Source organism: Gordonia sihwensis NBRC 108236 (assembly GCF_000333035.1).
Classification (GTDB): Bacteria; Actinomycetota; Actinomycetes; order Mycobacteriales; family Mycobacteriaceae; genus Gordonia; species Gordonia sihwensis.
Map to the genome: position 1 here is coordinate 46,130 of NZ_BANU01000032.1, position 18,677 is coordinate 64,806.

At 71.8% G+C, this 18,677-nt stretch carries 2 protein-coding genes; both read left to right on the forward strand.

Going from position 1 to position 18,677, the window contains the following annotated elements; all coding sequences use genetic code 11:
* The first annotated feature begins 66 nt into the window (after positions 1-66).
* Complete coding sequence (locus tag GSI01S_RS16330; RefSeq protein ID WP_006897719.1) at positions 67-17,604, forward strand: non-ribosomal peptide synthetase; 17,538 nt, start codon at positions 67-69, stop codon at positions 17,602-17,604.
* Complete coding sequence (locus tag GSI01S_RS16335; RefSeq protein WP_006897720.1) at positions 17,601-18,476, forward strand: glycosyltransferase family 2 protein; 876 nt, start codon at positions 17,601-17,603, stop codon at positions 18,474-18,476. Before GSI01S_RS16330 ends, GSI01S_RS16335 begins: the two co-directional genes overlap by 4 nt.
* Positions 18,477-18,677 lie beyond the last annotated feature (201 nt).

The following is an 18,677-nucleotide window of genomic DNA, read 5'->3' on the forward strand; positions in this document are numbered from 1 at the left end:
GGACGATCGTCCGGACCCCGGACGATACCCGACCACCGTCGGACCCGAGAAGAAGCAGATTGAACAGTGACGCTTGACGACATGCGCGCCGCGGTACGCGACGCACCCGCATCCGACGATTTGATCGTCCCGCTCTCGTCGGCGCAGCGCAGTATCTGGTTCTCCCAGCAACTCGACCCGACCACCCCGATATCGATCGCCCAGTTCGTCGACGTCACCGGCGAGCTGGACCTCGACCTGCTGACCCGGGCCGGACGGCGAGTGGTGCGAGAGTTCGGCGTCACGATGATCCGCCTCGTTCCCGCTGAGCGCCCCGGAGACGCCCCGTCGCAGCGGTGGGACGACGACGCGCCCGACGAGATGAGCCATCTCGACTTCCGCGACCGCCCGGACCCGGAAGCGGCCGCCCGCGCGTGGATGGATGCCGAGTTCCGGGCCCCCGTCGACCTGTTCTCCGACCGACTGATCGAATCGGTGACCCTCCGCGTCGGCGACCGGCGCTACTTCTGGTACATGCGGGTGCATCACATCCTGCTCGACGGCTACGGCGCAGCGGCGCTCACACAGCGCGTCGCGGAGGTGTATTCGGCGTTGGCCGCAGGCGAAGAGGTATCCCCGACACGGGCCGGAACGCTCGCCGACCTCGTCGCCGACGATGAGAAGTACCGGTCCTCCACTCGCTTCGAACGCGACCGCGCGCATTGGGCGAAACGGCTCGACGACCTGCCCGACCCGATCCGGCTGGCCGACACCTCCAGCGCCGCGGGCGGGATGTCCCGCGTCGCGGGCGGTGAGGTGGACGCGGCCGCCGCGGCGGCGATCTCCCGGTTCGCCGACGAGCACACGAGCACAGTCGCGGCAGTGGTCGCGGCGGCGGCCGCCGCCTATCTCGCCCAGATGGCCGGCACTGACGACGTGGTGCTCAGCCTTCCGGTGTCGGCTCGTACCAACGCCCTGCTGCGGCGCTCGGGCGGAATGGTCTCCAACGTGGTGCCGATCCGGGCCACGGTCGACGGCGACACCACCGTCGCCGACCTGGTTCGGGCCGTCACCGCGGAGTTCGGCGGTGCCCTCCGGCATCAGCGGTACCGCTTCGAGGACATGATGCGCGACCGCGCGCAGCAGCAGGACGAGTCCGCGGTCGGCCGCTCGTTCTTCGGACCCGCGATCAACGTGATGATGTTCCGTGACGAGGTGCGGCTGGGCGAGTGTCTCGGCCGCAGCCGGATTCTGAGCACCGGCCCCATCCAGGATCTGGCCTTCACCGTCTACGGCGACGGCGACGACCTTCGGATCGATCTGGAGGGGGCCGCCTCCGCGTATCCGGACACCGTGTTGCAGCGACATCGCCGGCGGTTCCTCCACTTGCTCGACGAGATCGTCGGTGCGGCACCCGACACCGCGGTGGCGTCCCTGCGGGCCCTGTCGGCCGACGAACGGGCGGCGCTGGTGCCCGCGCGCGGCCCGGCGGCGCCGACCGCACGGCTGCTGCCCGACATCCTGACCGCGGCGGCGCGACCCCACGCAGACGAGCCCGCACTCCGCGCCGCCGGCGTCGAGTGGACCCACCGCGAACTCTGGCGCCGGATCAACCGGCTGGCCCGACTGCTCATCGGACGCGGAGCCGGGCCCGGCGCGGTGGTCGCAGTGCTGGGTACGCGCGGCGCAGACGCCGTCGTCGCCGAGCTCGCGGTGCTCGTCGCCGGCGGGGCGTTCGTCCCGATCGACACCGCATTGCCCGCTGAGCGGATCGCGTACCTGCTCGACGACAGCGGTGCCGCTCTCGGGATCGCCGGGCCGGGAACGGTGGTACCCACGGCCGCCGGGCGAACCGACTGGGTTCGTCTCGACGATCCACGGGTGCTGGCGAGTCTCGACGCGATGCCCGACGAACCGGTCACCGACGCCGACCGCCCGCGTCCGCTGCGAGTGGACGACGCGGCGTACCTGATCTACACGTCGGGTTCCACCGGCAGGCCGAAGGGCGTGGTGGTGACCCACCTCGGCGGCGCCGCTTTCGTCGCCGAGCAGCGTCGACGCCACGGCGTCCGGCCGGGAGACCGGGTCCTGCAGTTCGCGTCGCTGAGCTTCGACGCATCGATTCTGGAACTGCTGCTCGCGCTGGCCTCCGGCGCCACTGCGGTGGTGGCGCCGGGTGGGCTCTACGGCGGTCGTGAGCTCGCCGAACTGCTGCGCCGCGAACGGATCTGCCACGCCTTTCTGACTCCCGCGGCGCTCGCCTCGGTGCCCGAGGACGCACTGACCGATCTGCGGACCGTCGTCGTCGGCGGTGAGGCGTGCACCGCGGATCTGGTGGCGCGCTGGGCGCCGGGCCGGTCGATGTTCAACGCGTACGGGCCCACCGAGTCGACCATCATGGCGACCGTCGCCGGCCCGCTCGTGCCGGGCGCGGACGTACCCATCGGCACGCCGATCACCGGTACCCACGCGGTGGTGCTCGACCGTCGTCTGGCGCCGGTGCCGGTCGGAGCGACGGGCGAACTCTACGTCGGGGGCGTCGGGGTCGCCCGCGGCTACCACCGGTCACCGGCGAGAACCGCTCAACGTTTCGTCGCCGATCCGTTCGGTGCCCCGGGCGCGCGCCTGTACCGCACCGGCGATCTGGCGCGCTGGCGCGCCGACGGTGCGCTGGAGTATCGCGGGCGCGCCGATCACCAGATCAAGATCCGCGGTTTCCGCGTTGAACTCGGTGAGATCGAGGCGGCACTCGCGGCGGTGCCCGGGGTGGACGCGGCGGCGGCCGCGCTCGCGACCACGCCCTCCGGCCGCCCGGCCCTCGCCGGCTACTACGCCGGGGCCGCGGACGCCGCAGCCGTGATCGGGCATCTGCGCACGGTACTGCCCGCCCATGCCGTGCCCGCCGCCCTGATGCGTGTCGAGACCATGCCGCTCACGGCCTCGGGCAAGATCGACCGGGCGGCGCTGCCGGTCCCGGAGGTGACCCGAGCCGCTTACCGGGCGCCGCGGACCGCCTCGGAGCAGTCGGTCGCGGAGGCCTTCGCCGACTGCCTCGGCGTCGCCGCTCCCGGCGCGGACGACGACTTCTTCGCGCTCGGCGGCGATTCGCTGTCGGCGACCCGCCTCGCGGCCGACCTCGGGGTCCGCTTCGCCGCACAGGTGCCGGTCCGCTGGATCTTCGAAGCGCCCACCGTGTCGGCGCTCGCGGAGCGACTGGACGATCCCCTGAATCGGCCGGTTCCCGAACTGCGTCCGACGGTCTCCGGTGACGACCGGATCCCGGTCTCGCCGCAGCAGCGGCGCATGTGGGTGGTCAATCAGCTCGACACCGGCTCCGCGGTATTCAACATCCCGCTCACCCTCCGTCTGCGCGGCGCGCTGGACGCGGCAGCGCTCGAGTCCGCCTTCGCCGATGTGGTGGAGCGTCACGAACCGCTGCGCACGTACTACCCCGACAGCCCGGCCGGGCCGATCCAGCGGGTGCTCTCCGACCCGCCGCGGCGTGCGCTCTTGCCGGAACCGGTGGACGCCGACCGTCTCGACGAGCGCATCGCGCAGGCGTGCGCGATCGGGTTCGACGTCGCGTCCCGGGTTCCGGTGGAGCCGACGCTGTTGCGCCTGGCCGACGACGACCACGTCTTGGTGTGCGTGGTTCACCACATCGTCCTGGACGGCTCGTCGACGGCTCCGCTCGCCCACGACCTGGGCGTCGCGTACCGCGCGCGCCGCCGCGGTGCGGCGCCCGACTGGCCGCCCCTGCCGGTCACGTACCGCGACTACACCGCGTGGCACCGCGGCCTGATGGGCGAGCCGGACGACTCGGCGTCGACCGCGGCCCGTCAGCTCGACCACTGGCGCAGCAAGCTGGCAGGAGCGCCGGAACTCCTCGCACTGCCGACCGATCGGCCACGCCCGGCCGTCGCGCGCGGGCGCGGCGCTTCGCTGCGCGCCGAGCTCCCGGCGGCATCGGTGCGGCGGATCAGAGCGCTCGCGGCGACCACCGGGACCACCGCCTTCATGGTCAACCACGCCGCGCTCGCGGTGCTATTGGCGAGACTGTCGGGCACTGACGACATCGTGGTCGGCACGCCGGTGGCCGGTCGCGGACATCGCGACCTCGCGGGCCTGGTGGGCATGTTCGCGGGCACCGTGGCACTGCGTTGCCGCGTGCGCCCCGAGCAGGGCTTCGACCGTTTGCTCGCGCAGGTCCGGGAGACGGATCTGGGCGCCTTCGAGAACGCCGACCTGCCGTTCGACGTCGTCGTCGACGCGCTCGCACCGCGTCGCTCGGCGGCCTACCATCCCGTGTTCCAGGTCGGCTTCTCGTATCAGAACATGGCCGCCACCCGCGTCGACCTCGACGGACTCGACGTCGAGATCGCCGAGCCCGACACGTCCATCGCGAAATCGGATCTGCACCTGACCCTGACCGACGACGCCGCGCCCGGCCGCCCGGGCGCCATCGCGGTGCAGTGGGACTACGACGCGGATCTCTTCGATCACAGCACCGTCGCGCGATGGCAAACGTTGTGGATCGCACTGCTCGACGCCGCACTCGACAGCCCGGCCACTCCGGTGGGCGATCTGGCGGTCGAGTCCGTGCCGCAACCGGTGGCCCGGGTCGCCGTGCCGACCGGGGACACCGGGACCACTGGAGACACCGGGACCACCCTCACCGGACTGCTCGACGCGGCCTGCTCGCGGTACGCCGACGAGGTCGCGCTCTGGGCCGACGGCGCCGATTCCGCCACGGCCGTCGACTATCGGACGCTCGCCGAACGTTCGCGGCGGCTGGCGCGGCGGCTCATCGCACTCGGCGTCGGGCCCGGCGACCGCGTGGCGGTCGCCGTCGACCGGTCGTACGAACTGGTCGAGGCCGTCCTGGCCGTCCTGGGTGCGGGGGCGGCGTATGTCCCGATCGACCCGAACGGGCCGTCGCACCGCGTCGAACTGATCCTCGGGTCCGCGTCGCCGTCGGCGATCCTGGTCGCGGGCGCACGGGCCGGAACCGTGCTCTCGAGGTCCGGACTCCCGGTGCTCGACGTCACGGACACCGCCGAGGCGCCCGCCGGTCCGATCCTCGACGCCGAGCGAACCCTCCCGCTGCTGCCGGACCACCCGGCCTACGTGATCTACACCTCCGGATCCACCGGGGTCCCGAAAGGCGTCTCGGTGCCGCACCGGGCGATCGCGGCGCAGCTGAGATGGAAGTCGGCGGCATTCCCCGTCGGGCCCGGCGACACCCTGCTCCTCAAGACCCCCGCCACCTTCGATCTCTCGGTGTGGGAGCTGTTCTGGCCGTTGATCAGTGGGGCACGGCTGGTCCTGGCCGCCGCCGGCGGCCACACCGATCCCCGGTACATCGCCGACCTGATCCGGCGCACCGAGCCGACGGCGGTCCACTTCGTCCCGTCGCTGCTCGAAGCCCATCTCGACGCGCTCGACGACGCACGCGAACCGTTCCACCGGCCCGAGAGCCTGCTCTGCATCGGCGAGGCACTGACCGGTTCCACCGCGCGCCGTGCGCACGAGATGCTCGGTGCGCGGATCGAGAATCTGTACGGGCCCACCGAGGCGGCGGTCGGCATCACCCGGCACACGTGGTCGCCGTCGGACGCCGCGGTCACCGTTCCGATCGGCGGCGCGGTCGACGGGTCCGAGGTGCTGGTACTCGACCGTCGTCTGCACCCGGTGCACCCCGGCGTGGTCGGAGAGATCTACCTGCGCGGCATCCAGCTCGCCACGGGCTACGAGGGGCGGGCCGACCTCACCGCGGCCCGATTCGTCGCCGATCCGGCGGGCACCGGCGGCCGGCTCTACCGCACCGGCGATCTCGCGCGGCGGAGCGCCGACGGTGAACTGGAGTACGTCGGCCGCAACGACTTCCAGGTGAAGATCCGCGGACAGCGGATCGAACTGGGGGAGATAGAGCACGCCCTCGTGCTCGACGAGCGAGTGCGCGCGGCGGCCGCGGCGGTCCACGATCAGCGGATCGTCGCGTACGCGGTGCCGGAGTCCTCCGACCGGCTCGACGTAGCCGCGGTCCTGGCCGGACTCCGCAAGCGGGTTCCGGCGTACCTGGTGCCGACCGCGATCGTGGTGCTCGACGACCTGCCGCGCAACCGCAACGGCAAGCTCGATCGCGGGGCGCTGCCGGAGCCGCCACGCGAGCGCCGCGACTACCGGGCGCCGGAGACGGCGACCGAACACGCGCTGATCGCCCTGCTCGGGGACCTGCTCGGCGAGCCGGCCGCCGACCGCCCGATCGGCGTGACCGACGACTTCTTCGACCTCGGCGGCAACTCGCTGCTCGCAGCCCGGTTGTCGGCTCGCATCGCCGACGATCTGGGAGCGGCGCTCCCCGTCCGGACCGTGTTCGACAGTCCGCGGATCGCCGATCTGGCGCGGGCGGTCGACGCCGCGGTCGCCGTCGATCGCCCGACGCTGACCACGGCTTCCCGACCCGACCCGATTCCGCTCTCGCGCGCACAGCGCCGCATGTGGCTTCTCGACCGGATCGATCCGGGTTCGGCGGCCTACAATCTCCCGTTCGCCCTGCGTCTGGAGGGACCGCTCGACCTGGCGGCGCTGCACCGTGCCGTCGCCGCGGTGATCGACCGGCACGAGGCTCTGCGGACGGTGTTCCCGGACCGGGACGGTGTCGGCGTTCAGGAGATTCTGCCAACCGCGACGGCGCTCGCCGGGGCCGGGCTCGACGCCATGGAGGTCGAAACGGTGGCCGCCGACGCGCTCGACCACCGGATCGCCGCGGTCGCCTCCGCCGGATTCGCGCTGGTCGAAGAGATCCCGCTTCGGATGCGACTGTTGCGTGTCGCCGCCGGCGCCGCCGGAGAGCCTGCCGCAGGCGGGCCTCCGGTGCACGTTCTGGTGACCGTGGTCCATCACATCGCCGCGGACGGCTGGTCGCTGCGGGTGCTCGCGGCCGACCTGCTCTCCGCTTACACCGGTCGCCGGCCGGACCCGCTTCCGGTCCAGTACGCCGACTTCGCCCTGTGGCAGGCCGCGATGCTCGGGGACACCGATGGAAACGCCCGCGGCTCCGCGCCCGCCGATCGGCACCCGAGCATCGAGGCGCAGTTCCGTCAGTGGGAACGCATGCTGGCGGATCTGCCGGAACCGCTGCAACTCCCGACCGACCGCTCCCGCCCGGTCCAGCCGACTCGCGCGGGCGCCACTCACGAGCTGGTGCTCGACGCCGGACTCGCCGCAGCCGCGGGCGCGTTCGCGGCGACACGGCGAGCGAGCTTCTTCCACGTCGCCCACGCCGCACTGGCACTGGTGCTGTCGCGGGTGAGCGGTGCCGACGACGTCCTCGTCGGCACCCCGGTGGCCGGCCGGAGCTCCGCCGTTCTCGACGAGGTCGTCGGCATGTTCGTCGAGACCGCAGTGCTGCGGACCCGCATCGACGAGACGCAGCCCGCGCGCGACTTCGTCGACCTGGTCCGCGACGCGGACCTGAGCGCGCTCGCTGCGTCGGAGGTCCCGTTCGACGAGCTCGTCGACGCCTTCGAACCCGACCGCGGCGGCGCTCACCATCCGCTGTTCCAGGTCATGCTCGCCTTCGGCGACCCGGTTCCGGCGCCGATGACGACCGGCGACCTCACCGCCGTCCCCATCGAGATCGAGGTGCCGCTGGCGCGCTTCGACCTGCATGTGACGCTCGACGTGCCGCCGACGGGCGTGGGCGATCATCCGGTGCGCACCCGCTGGACCTACGCGACCGAACTGTTCGACGAGACCACCGTCGCGGCCCTCGCCGGGATGTTCGCACGAGTGCTGAGCGCACTGGTGGCCGAGCCGGACCTGCCGCTGCACCGCGTCGAGATCCTCTCACCGGAGCACCACCCGGCGCCCGCCTCGCCCGCGGCAGTCGTACGGGCGAACGACGCCACGCTGGCGGATCTGCTCGCGGGCGCGGGCGGCCCCGTCACCGGGCCGCTCCTGGTGGGCGGCACCGCGGCGCTGTCGGCCGGACAGTTCCGCCGCCGCGTCAACCGCACCGCACGGGAGTTGATCGCCGCGGGCGTCGGTCCGGAGCGGACGGTGGCGATCGCCGTCGACCGGTCCGTCGACATGCTGGTCGCGATCCATGCGACGGTCCTCGCCGGTGGCGCCTACCTGCCGATCGACACGGCGCAACCGCCCGCGCGTGTGGCGGCGATGCTCGACGTCGCCGCGCCGGTCGCGGTGGTCGCCGATCCGGAGTCGGCCGCCAGGCTGCCCGCGGGCTGCCGCATACCGGTGACCGATCCGCGACTGCTGCATCTCGATCGGTCCGACGAGGAGATCACCGACGCGGACCGTAACGGTCGGCTGCGCGCTGCACATCCGGCGTACGTTCTGTTCACCTCGGGATCGACCGGCGAACCGAAGGCCGTCACGATCACGCACGCGGCGATCGTGAACCGGCTCGACTGGATGCAGGTGCGCTACCGGATCTCCGCCGGCGACACGGTCCTCCAGAAGACGCCGACCACGTTCGACGTCTCGGTGTGGGAACTGTTCTGGCCCACCGTCGCCGGGGCGCGAACCGTCCTCGCCGAGCCCGGGCTGCACCGTGAGCCGTCGGCACTGGCCGAGCTGATCGACGCCGAGCGGATCTCGGTGATCCACTTCGTGCCCGCGATGCTCGACGTCTTCCTCGCCTGCGGCACGCGGGCCCGTCTCGACTCGCTGCGGCTCGTGTTCACCAGCGGTGAGGCTCTCGGCAGCGCATCGGCCGCGGCGGTCCTGTCGCGGACCGGAGCCCGACTGCACAACCTGTACGGACCGACCGAGGCCGCGGTCGACGTGACGGCAGCGCACGTCACGCCGGGCTCGCTGGACGGCCGGCCGGTCTCGATCGGCAACCCCACCGAGGGCAATACCGTGCACGTCCTCGACCGCCGGTTGCGACCGGTGCCGATCGGCGTCACCGGGGAGCTCTATCTCGGCGGCGTCCAGCTCGCCCGCGGCTACCACGGCCGTCCGGCGCTCACCGCCGGACGATTCGTGGCCTCGCCGTTCGGTCCGGGCGAGCGGCTCTACCGCACCGGCGACCTCGTGCGCTGGCGGCGCACGGGGGCTGCTGCCGGTGCCGCGGGTGTCGAGCGGCGAGGCGGTGTGGGGCGCCAGAACGTGGAACTGGAGTTCTGCGGTCGCAGCGACTTCCAGATCAAACTGCGCGGACAGCGTGTGGAGCCGGGTGAGATCGAAGCCGCTCTCGCGGCGCATCCCGACGTTTCGGCCGTCGTCGTGGTGCCCTACGACGATCCGCGGTCCGGACCGCAGCTGGTCGCGCACGTGGTCCCCGTCGCGGGCTCCGCAGCCGATGCACGGACGCTTCGGGCACATCTCGCGGATCGGGTGCCCGAGCACATGGTGCCCGCCCACATTCTGACCACCGACGCGCTGCCGCTGTCGGCCAGCGGCAAGGTCGACAGGGCGGCGCTGCCGTTGCCCGCGACCCCCGTCCGCGGAGACCACGTCGTCAGGGAACCCGCCACCGCGACGGAGACGGCGATGCTCGGGATCTTCCGGGAACTGCTGGGCGACGGCGTCGGTGTGGACGACGACTTCTTCGAGCACGGAGGAAACTCGCTCACCGCGACTCGCGTGGTCGCGGCCGTCGGGGAACGGCTCGGCGCGCGGCTGGCGGTGCGTGAGGTCTTCGACCACCGCACCGCCGCCGCCCTCGCCGCGCTCGCCGACCAGCGGGACGCTTCGCAGGCGGCCGCTGAGGCCGAGCCGGGCGAGCCGGGCGATCCGATGCCGCTGGCCGCGGCGCAGCGGCAGATGTGGTTGCACAACCGCATCGATCCCGCCTCCAGCGCCTACCTGATCCTGGCTCCGCTCCGCATCCCGGGCCGGATCGACGTCCCGGCGCTGACCGCCGCGATCGCCGACGTCCTCGACCGGCACGAGGTTCTCCGGACCGTCTACCCGGAGAGCGTCGACGGGCCCCGCCCGCAGGTACTGGCGCCGGGGGAGTACAGCTCGGAGGCACTGGTGACGGTCCTCGGTCCGGGCACCGACGCCGGCTCAGCCGGCGAACCGGCGGTGACCGCGGCATTGGCAGCCGCGATGGACCTGACCGTCGATCTGCCGCTGCGCGTGGTGGTCCGGCCCGACGGCGATCACACGGTGGTCGTGCTCGCCGTGCATCATGTGGCCGCCGACGGGTGGTCGATGCGGATCCTCGCCGCCGACACATCCACCGCCTACCGTGCCCGAGTCCTCGGAGGCGCACCGGATTTCGACGTTCCCTCCGTCTCGTACGCCGATCATCTGCGCCATCGCGCCGCACGGAGAGGGTCGGTCGACGATCCGTCCTCCAGCGCCGCCGCGCATCTGAGGTACTGGCGCGACCGGCTCGCCGACGTCGAGGACGCCGCTCGTCCCCGGCCGGACGGAGCGCCCGAGGAGGTGGCGCGGGTGCATCGCGCGGCGGTGGACTCCGCCGCCGGGGAAGCGCTCGCCGCCCTCGCCGAGCGATCCGGCGCCACGCTGTTCAGCGTGTTGCACGCGGCTCTGGCCGTGGCGCTGGCGCGCAGCGCCGGAGGCACCGACGTCATCATCGGCACCCCGCTGTCCGGCCGCGAAGCACCCGGGGTCGCTGAGACCGTCGGCATGTTCGTCACCACCGTTCCGCTGCGCACGACCGTCGAGCCGGAGAGTTCGGTCCGCGACATCATCGAGCAGTCGCAGCAGACCGTGCTCGGCGCCCTCGACCACGGTGACCTGGACATCGAGGAGATAGTCGACCTACTCGACCTCCCGCGCCACCGCGACAGCCATCCGCTGATCCATGCGACTCTCACCGTCGACGGAACGCATCCGGCCGCCCGCGGCGAGGGCGCAGCGCTCGCCACGAACATGCTCCACGTCGACGTGCCCGTCGCGCGATTCGACATCGAGTTCACGGCGACTCCCGACGCATCGGGCGGTCTGCAGCTGGCCGTGGTTCATCGGGGAGAGGCGTACCGGGCCAGGACTGCTGCGACCCTGCTGAATCGCTGGGAACGCGTCATCCTGGCGATGGCCGGTGAGCGGGTCGAAGCCACCGAAGGCGCGCTGGGAGCCATCGACCTCACCACACCGGCGGAACGGGCGGCGCTGACCGAGATCACCCGCGGCGGACCGGCTCCGGCCGACCGCTACCTCGGCGACGTGCTGACCACCCCGGGCCAGCGGATGATCACCGTCGACGCCGACGGTCGGCTCCGACACCACGAATCCGAGCAGATCGCCGCGCACACCAACCGTCTCGCCCGTCTGTTGATCGCCCGCGGGGCCGGGCCGGAGACGGCGGTGGCGCTGTGCCTGTCGCGCTCCTATCTCTCGGTGATCGCCACCCGCGCGGTGGCCGCGACCGGCGCGGCATTCGTCCCGGTGGATCCGCGTCATCCCGCCGACCGGGTCGCGTTCATGCTCGAGGACTCGACTGCCGCGCTGATCGTGACCACGGTGGCCGACCGCGACCTGACCGCGGCAGGCGTTGCCGCGCTGGGCGGTGCACTCGTACTCGACGATCCCGCGATCGAGGCCGAACTCGCCCGATACGACGTCTCACCTCTCGGGCGTCACGAACTGCGCGCCGCGCCCCACCCGGACCAGACCGCGTACCTGATCTACACCTCCGGAACCTCCGGACGGCCGAAAGCCGTCGCCGTCACGCACCGGGGCATCGCATCGTTCGTGGCCGAGCAGCGCCGCTACGGTGTCGAGAAGCATTCGCGCGTCTTGCATTTCGCGTCGCCGAGCTTCGACGCCTCGGTCCTGGAACTGCTGCTCGCGGCCGATGCCGGGGCGACGGCGGTCGTCGTTCCCCGGTCGGTCTACGGTGCCGACGACCTCTCGTCGATCCTTCGCGAAGCGGCCGTGACTCACGCCTTCCTGACTCCGGCGGTTCTCGACACGATCGACGAGGAACTGCCCGAGCTGACCACCGTGATCGTCGGCGGCGACGCGTGCTCGACGGCTACCGCCGACCGCTGGATCGGTCGCGGCACGCGGTTCTTCAACGCCTACGGCCCCACGGAGACCACGGTGATGGCCACGCTCGCCGGGCCGATCCGGGCTACACGCGACGGACTTCCCATCGGCGAAGCCATCACCGGCTCCACCGTCCGCGTACTGGGCGCCGACCTGCGGCCCGTGCTGCCCGGCGCCGCGGGCGAAGCCTACGTGAGCGGACCGGGACTCGCTCGCGGCTATCACGGCCGCCCGGGCCTCACCGCCGTCACCTTCGTCGCCGATCCCGACGGGCCGCCGGGGTCGCGGCGCTACCGGACCGGCGATCTGGTGGCGGCCGCATCCGTCGGCGAGGAGCAGTGGCAGTTGCGGCATCTCGGCCGGCTCGACGCGCAGCTCAAGATCCGCGGACACCGCGTTGAACTGGGCGAGGTCGAGTCCGCGCTCCACGGCTGCCCCGAGGTTCGCGCCGCGGTCGCTGCCGGCAGGCCGGGCCCCGACGGTCGAACCACTCTGGTCGCATACGTCGTGCCGGCCGACGGTGCCGATGTCGCCGACGCACTGCGAGACCGCCTGCGCGCCACCCTGCCGTCGTACGCGGTGCCCACCGCATTCGTCGAACTCGCCGAGCTGCCGCTGACCCCGTCGGGAAAGGTCGACCACCGCCGACTGCCCGAGCCGGAGTTCGCGTCCACCGGTCCGGTGGCCGTGGCCGGAACCTCCGAAGTGATGGTGGCGGAAGCCTTCGCACAGGCGTTGGGCCGGACCGAACTCGGACGCGACGGGCACTTCTTCGACCTCGGCGGCAACTCGCTGATGGCCGCCCAGACCGTCGCGCTGCTGCGGGCACGCACGGGCAGGGAACTGGCTGTAGCCGACCTCTTCGACGCGCCCACCGTCGCCGGTCTCGCCGCCCGGCTCGACGCCGGTTCTCCCGTCTCCGGTCCCGGCCCGGGCGATCTCGAACGGCCCGAGCACATTCCGCTCGCCCCGGCCCAGCAGGGCATGTGGTTCCTCAACCGATTCGACCCCGACGCGCGCACCGAGAACATCCCGCTGGTGCTGCGGATGACCGGTGACCTGAACGTGCCGGCGTTCCTGGGCGCGGTCGACGCGCTGGTGCGCAGGCACGAGGTACTGCGCACCGCGTATCCCGACTCCCCGGACGGACCCCGCCAGCTGATTCGGCCGGGTCACGACCACGGGCTCGAGGTGGAACTTCGGGCGGTGCCGGAGACCCGGATCGACGAGGCCGTGCGGTCGGTGACCGGCCGTGGATTCGACGTGACCGCCCGCCCGCCCGTCCGCGCGGCGCTGCTGTCCGCGGAGGAGGGGACCGGCCGGCACACGTTCGTTCTCGTCCTGCACCACATCAGCGCCGATGGACTGTCGGTGGCGACACTGGCCGGCGAGCTGGCGGCCGAATACCGGACCCGGCTCACCGGCGATTCGGACACGGGACAGGACAACGCTGTGGATTGCACGACGGGTTGCGCGCCGACGCCACTGCAGTTCGCGGACTTCGCAGTCTGGCAGCACTCCTGGCTCAACGAACCCGACGGGACGGCCGCCGCGGCGCTCGCGAGCTGGCACGAGCGGCTGCGCGGTGCATCCCCGGTGATCGACCTGCCCACCGACCGGCCCCGCCCGGTGCGGCCGAGCGGACGCGGGGCGCGCGTGGAGTTCGCCGTCGAGCCGGCCCTGCACGCACGGATGGTCGACTTCGCAGCGCGCAACCGCGCGACGGTGTTCATGGTGGCGCACACCGCACTCGCCGTCCTGCTCGGCCGGCTGGGGAACAACCGCGACGTCGTCATCGGCACGCCGAGCGCCGGCCGGGTGCACGCCCGGCTGCAGGGAGCCGTGGGCATGTTCGTCAACATGCTCGCACTCCGCACCGACATTCACGGGGCGGCCACCGGCGCCACGGCCCTCGCGATCAGTCGAGAGGCCGCGCTCCACGCCTTCGCGAACGCCGGAGTCCCGTTCGACACCGTGGTCGCCGGGCTCGACCTCACCCGATCCGTCGATCACCATCCGGTGTTCCAGGTGGCGCTCTCGTACCAGAACATCGGTGGCCTGTCGATGGAACTGCCCGGACTGGACGTGACCGTGGTCGACGACAGTCCCGACGTCGCGGAGTTCGATCTTCACCTCACCCTGGCCGAACGCGGCGAACCCGGCCTGACCGGCCAACTGGTCTTCGCCACCGACCTGTTCGACGAAGCCACCGCCGCCGAGTTCGCCGCGCGGTACGTACGGATCCTGGCCGGATTGCTCGACGACCCCGACCTCCCGGTGGGCGACCTGCCCGTGCTCGGCGACGATGAGCCCGATGCGGGCTCGGCGGCACCGCCGGACCACCCGTGCCCCGGCTCGCAGACCCGCGGTCTCGTGGACGGATTCGTGCGGTGCGCCGAGCAGCACCCGGACGCGGTCGCGGTGGTCGACGGTACCGAACAGGTCACCTACGGCGAACTGTCGGAGCGTGTCGGGCTCCTCGCCGCCGCACTGCGCGACCACGGTATCGGGAGCGGTGTCGGGAGCGGTGTCGGGAGCGAGGAGCGTGTCGCGATCACCGCGCCGCGGGGCCTGCATCAACTGGTCGCCATGTACGCGGTCGTCGCGTGCGGCGCCGCCTACGTCCCAGTGGATCCGTCGGCGCCGCAGCGCGCGTCCATGATCCTCGAGGTCGCCGACCCGGCACTGGTGCTGGGTGTGGGGCCGTCGCCGGCCGGCGACCGCGCGTATCTGGACCTCGCCGACCTCGCCGACCTCGCCGGTGTCGCCGGTGTCGCCGACCTCGCCGACGTCGCGTGCGGTGACGCGGCGTCCGAGTGGCGGGCAGCGGATCGTCCCGATCGGGCGCCTCATCCCGAATCGGCGGCATACGTCCTGTTCACGTCGGGGTCGTCGGGCACCCCGAAGGGAGTGAGCGTGCCGCACGCGGCCGTGAGCACCCAGCTGGCGTGGATGCAGGAGCGCTATCGACTGGGACGCGGCGACACCGTCCTGTTGCGGACCGCGGCCGGTTTCGATCTGTCGGTGTGGGAGTACTGGTGGGCCCTGCAGGCGGGTGCGCGCATCGTGATCGCCGAGCCCGGCAGTGAGCGTGACGGGACCGCGCTGCGCAGGCAGATCGCTCAGCACCGAGTCAGCGTCCTCCCGACTGTGCCCTCGTCCCTGTCCATGATCCTCGACGCGGGCGAGCTGCCCGGCTCGGTGCGCACGGTGCTGTGCATCGGCGAGGAATTGCCGCCCGAACTCGTGGCCCGGCTGCGCGGCTCCGGCAGCACCGCCGACGTGCACAACCTCTACGGGCCGACGGAATTCGCCGTCAGTGCCACCGGGCACGAGGTCGCCCCTGGAACCGAGAACGAGTGCGTGCGGATCCCGATCGGAGTAGAACAGCCGACGGTCCGCGCGCGAGTGCTCGACGCGCGTCTGCATCCGGTGCCGGTCGGAGTGGTCGGCGAACTGTACCTGACCGGACCGCAACTCGCGAGCGGTTATCACGCCGACCCGGCGCGTACCGCCGCGTCGTTCGTCGCCGACCCGGCCGGCGGTGGCCGCATGTACCGGACCGGTGATCTCGTGCGTCGAACGCGCGGCGGACAGCTTGAATACGTGGGTCGCGCCGACTTCCAACTCCAGATCCGCGGCTTCCGGGTCGAACCCGGCGAGATCGAGGCCGTGCTGCGTCGATGCCCCGGCGTCGGTGACGCCGCTGTCACCGCGGTCGACGGTCCCGGCGGCGCGCGGCTGGTCGCCTTCGTCACCGGCGATGCGGACACCGAGGACCTGACCGGCGCGCTGGCGGACCGGCTTCCCGCCTACCTGCGACCCGACGTGCACCGGCTCGAAGCGTTGCCGTACAACGCCAACGGAAAGGTCGATCGCGCACGGCTTCCTCGCCCCGAACGACGTCGGCGCGACCACCGGCCTGCCGAGTCCGAGGTCGAACGCGCCGTCGCCGAGGTGGTCTCGGAGGTGACCGGGGCGCCGGTAGTCGGCATGTCGGACGACTTCTTCGAGCTCGGCGGCAACTCGCTGACGGCGACACGTGTCGCGGCCCGGCTGGCGGCGCTCTCGGGCCGCTCTGTGCCCGTGCGGACCGTCTTCGACGCGGCCGACCTCGGAGATCTGGCGGCGCGCATCGAGCGTGCGGCGCCGACAGAGACTCCCGAACTGGTTCGGATCGACGACGACGGGCCGATCCCGCTCGCTCCGGCGCAGCGCCGGATATGGGAGGCGGTCCGAGCCGGGCAGGGCGCCGACTGGAATGTACCGATCGCCCTGCGCTTCACCGGCGAGCTCGACCGCACGGCGCTGCACGCTGCACTTCGCGATGTCTTCGACACGCACGAGGCACTGCGCACGCGCTACCGGTCGGCGGAATCGGGTGAGGACGACGGACTGCTGCCCGTGGGGGAGGTCCTCGGCATGCCAGAGGTGGACGCCGCGCTTCGCGACGGGCTGGTACCCGTCGAGGTGGACGCAGGCCGGCTCGCCGACGCGGTCTCCGCAGCCGCCTGGGAGCCACTCCACCTCGACCGGATCCCGCTGCGCGCCAGACTGTTCACGAGTGCAGACGACAGCGGGAACAACACTGCGGTGCTGCTCCTGGTGCTTCATCACCTCAACTTCGACGGCCGGTCCATGCCGCTGCTGGCGCGCGACGTGCTGACCGCGTTCACCGCGCGTGCGACCGGCATCGTCCCCGAATCGGCTTCACCGCCGGTGCGGTACCGCGACTACGCGCGCTGGCGATCCGGCATCGTCGGCGCACCCGATGCGCGGACCGAGCACTTCCGGCGTTCGCTCGACTACTGGACGAGCAGGTTCGGGGAGAACGCGCTACCCGGGCCGCAGCTGCTGACCGACCGGCCCAGACCACAGGTGTGGGACTCCCGCGGCGACTCCGTCGGGATCAGCGTCGAACCCGAGTTGCACCGGGAGCTCGATCGTCTCGCCCGCAGTCGAGGCGGTCGCTTGTTCCCCGTGCTGCAGGCGGCATTCGCGCTGGTCGTGTCCACACGGATCGATTCGTCAGCCGGAGCCGACCGCGCGGTCCATCTGGCGACGGCCAACGCGAATCGAGTCCATGCGGCCGTCGACGGCGTGATCGGGAACTTCGCCGACGATGTTCCGATGCGGATCGACGCGTCCGATGATCGCCGGGTGGCCGACATGATCGCCGACGTGCATGGGCAACTCGTCGACGGATTCGCGCACGCGGACGTCACGGTGCCCGATCTGCTCGACCACCTCGGTGTGACCCGGGGCCCGGGCGGGGCCACCGGTCATCCGGTGTTCCCGGCGACGCTCATCCTCCAGCAGGCCGAAGTCTCGGATACTGCCTTGTCGGAACTCGATCTGGGCACGGTGACCGTGGCGCAGGAACCGATCGCGGCAGTCGTCGCCAAGCACGAACTCGAGGTCACGCTGCTCGAACTGCGCGAAGACGGCCGGCCGGCCGGGCTGCGCGGCACTCTGCTGTACCCGGTCGCGCTCCTGGACGCCGCGACCGCCGCCGCCGTCGTCGACGACCTGTTGTCGGTGCTGCGATTGATGGCGGCAGCCGACGACGGCCTGACAGCCGGACGGATACGAGCACAGATCGCGTCATCGAACCGGAAGGAGACGTCATGAGTGCCGCTATCGGCGCCTCCGTCGTCATCGCGTGCTACCGCGGGCTGCCCGACCTCGAGGTCCAGCTGCAGGCCCTTGCCGCCCAGGACTTCACGGAACCGTTCGAGGTGATCCTGAGTGACAACGAGGGCTCGGCCGACCTGGAATGGTTCGCACTGAACCACCCACTGCGTGGACGGCTCGACCTGCGCTGGGTCGACGCCTCCGGGACTGCGGGCACGTCCCACGCACGCAATGTGGGGACCCGAGCTGCTCGGTATCCGTTGATCGCGTACTGCGACCAGGACGACGCCGTCCATCCCACCTGGCTGCGTGCAATCGTCCAGGCCCTCGGTTCCGCGGACATCGTCGGCGGACCGTTGGAGCGCGAGACGCTCAACGACCCGGTGGTCGCAGCATGGCGCGCCTTGCCGGATCCGGCCGAACCCGTTGTGCTGGGGCGCTTTCTGCCGATGACGTTCGGATGCAACCTCGGCGTCCGTCGCTCAGTGTTCGACGCGGTCGGCGGATGGGACGAGAGCTATCCGACGGCCGGCAGTGACGTCGAGTTCTGCTGGCGCGTGCAGACGCGCGGCTACGAGTTCGGCTATGCGCGTGACGCTTTGGTCGCCTACCGGTACCGCACCGGAATACGCGAATCGTGGGACCAGGTGATCGACTACGGCCGTGAGGAGGCCCGGGTGGCCCGAGACTACGGGGCTCCGGGCAGGCAGTGGTGGTGGCCGCTTCTGCACGCCGGCGTGGTGGTGGGGATGTGTCCGGTCTGGCCGTGGGCGTGGTCTCGGAGTCGACGGGGCGAGTGGGTGTGGATCACCGGGAACCTCGTCGGCAGGATCGCCGGCAGTGTGAAGTACCGGACGCTCTACCTCTGAGGCGTCGCCTGAGGAGTAGGTCGAAGAATCGACGCCAATCCGCGCCATAGCAAACCTGCGGCTCCAGTTCCGTCACTGTGACTCATGCGGATTCGATGCCCGACCGTCTGGTCGACCGGCCTCATCGTCGCGACGAGCGAGGACCGCGGGCCGCTGACCAGCCGATTTGACCTCAAGGGCGCCGATTGCGTAACTTATTGC

Coding starts and splice junctions, on each gene's coding strand:
- GSI01S_RS16335 (WP_006897720.1), top strand. CDS start 17,601: ATGAGTGCCGCTATCGGCGCCTCCGTCGTCATCGCGTGCTACCGCGGG.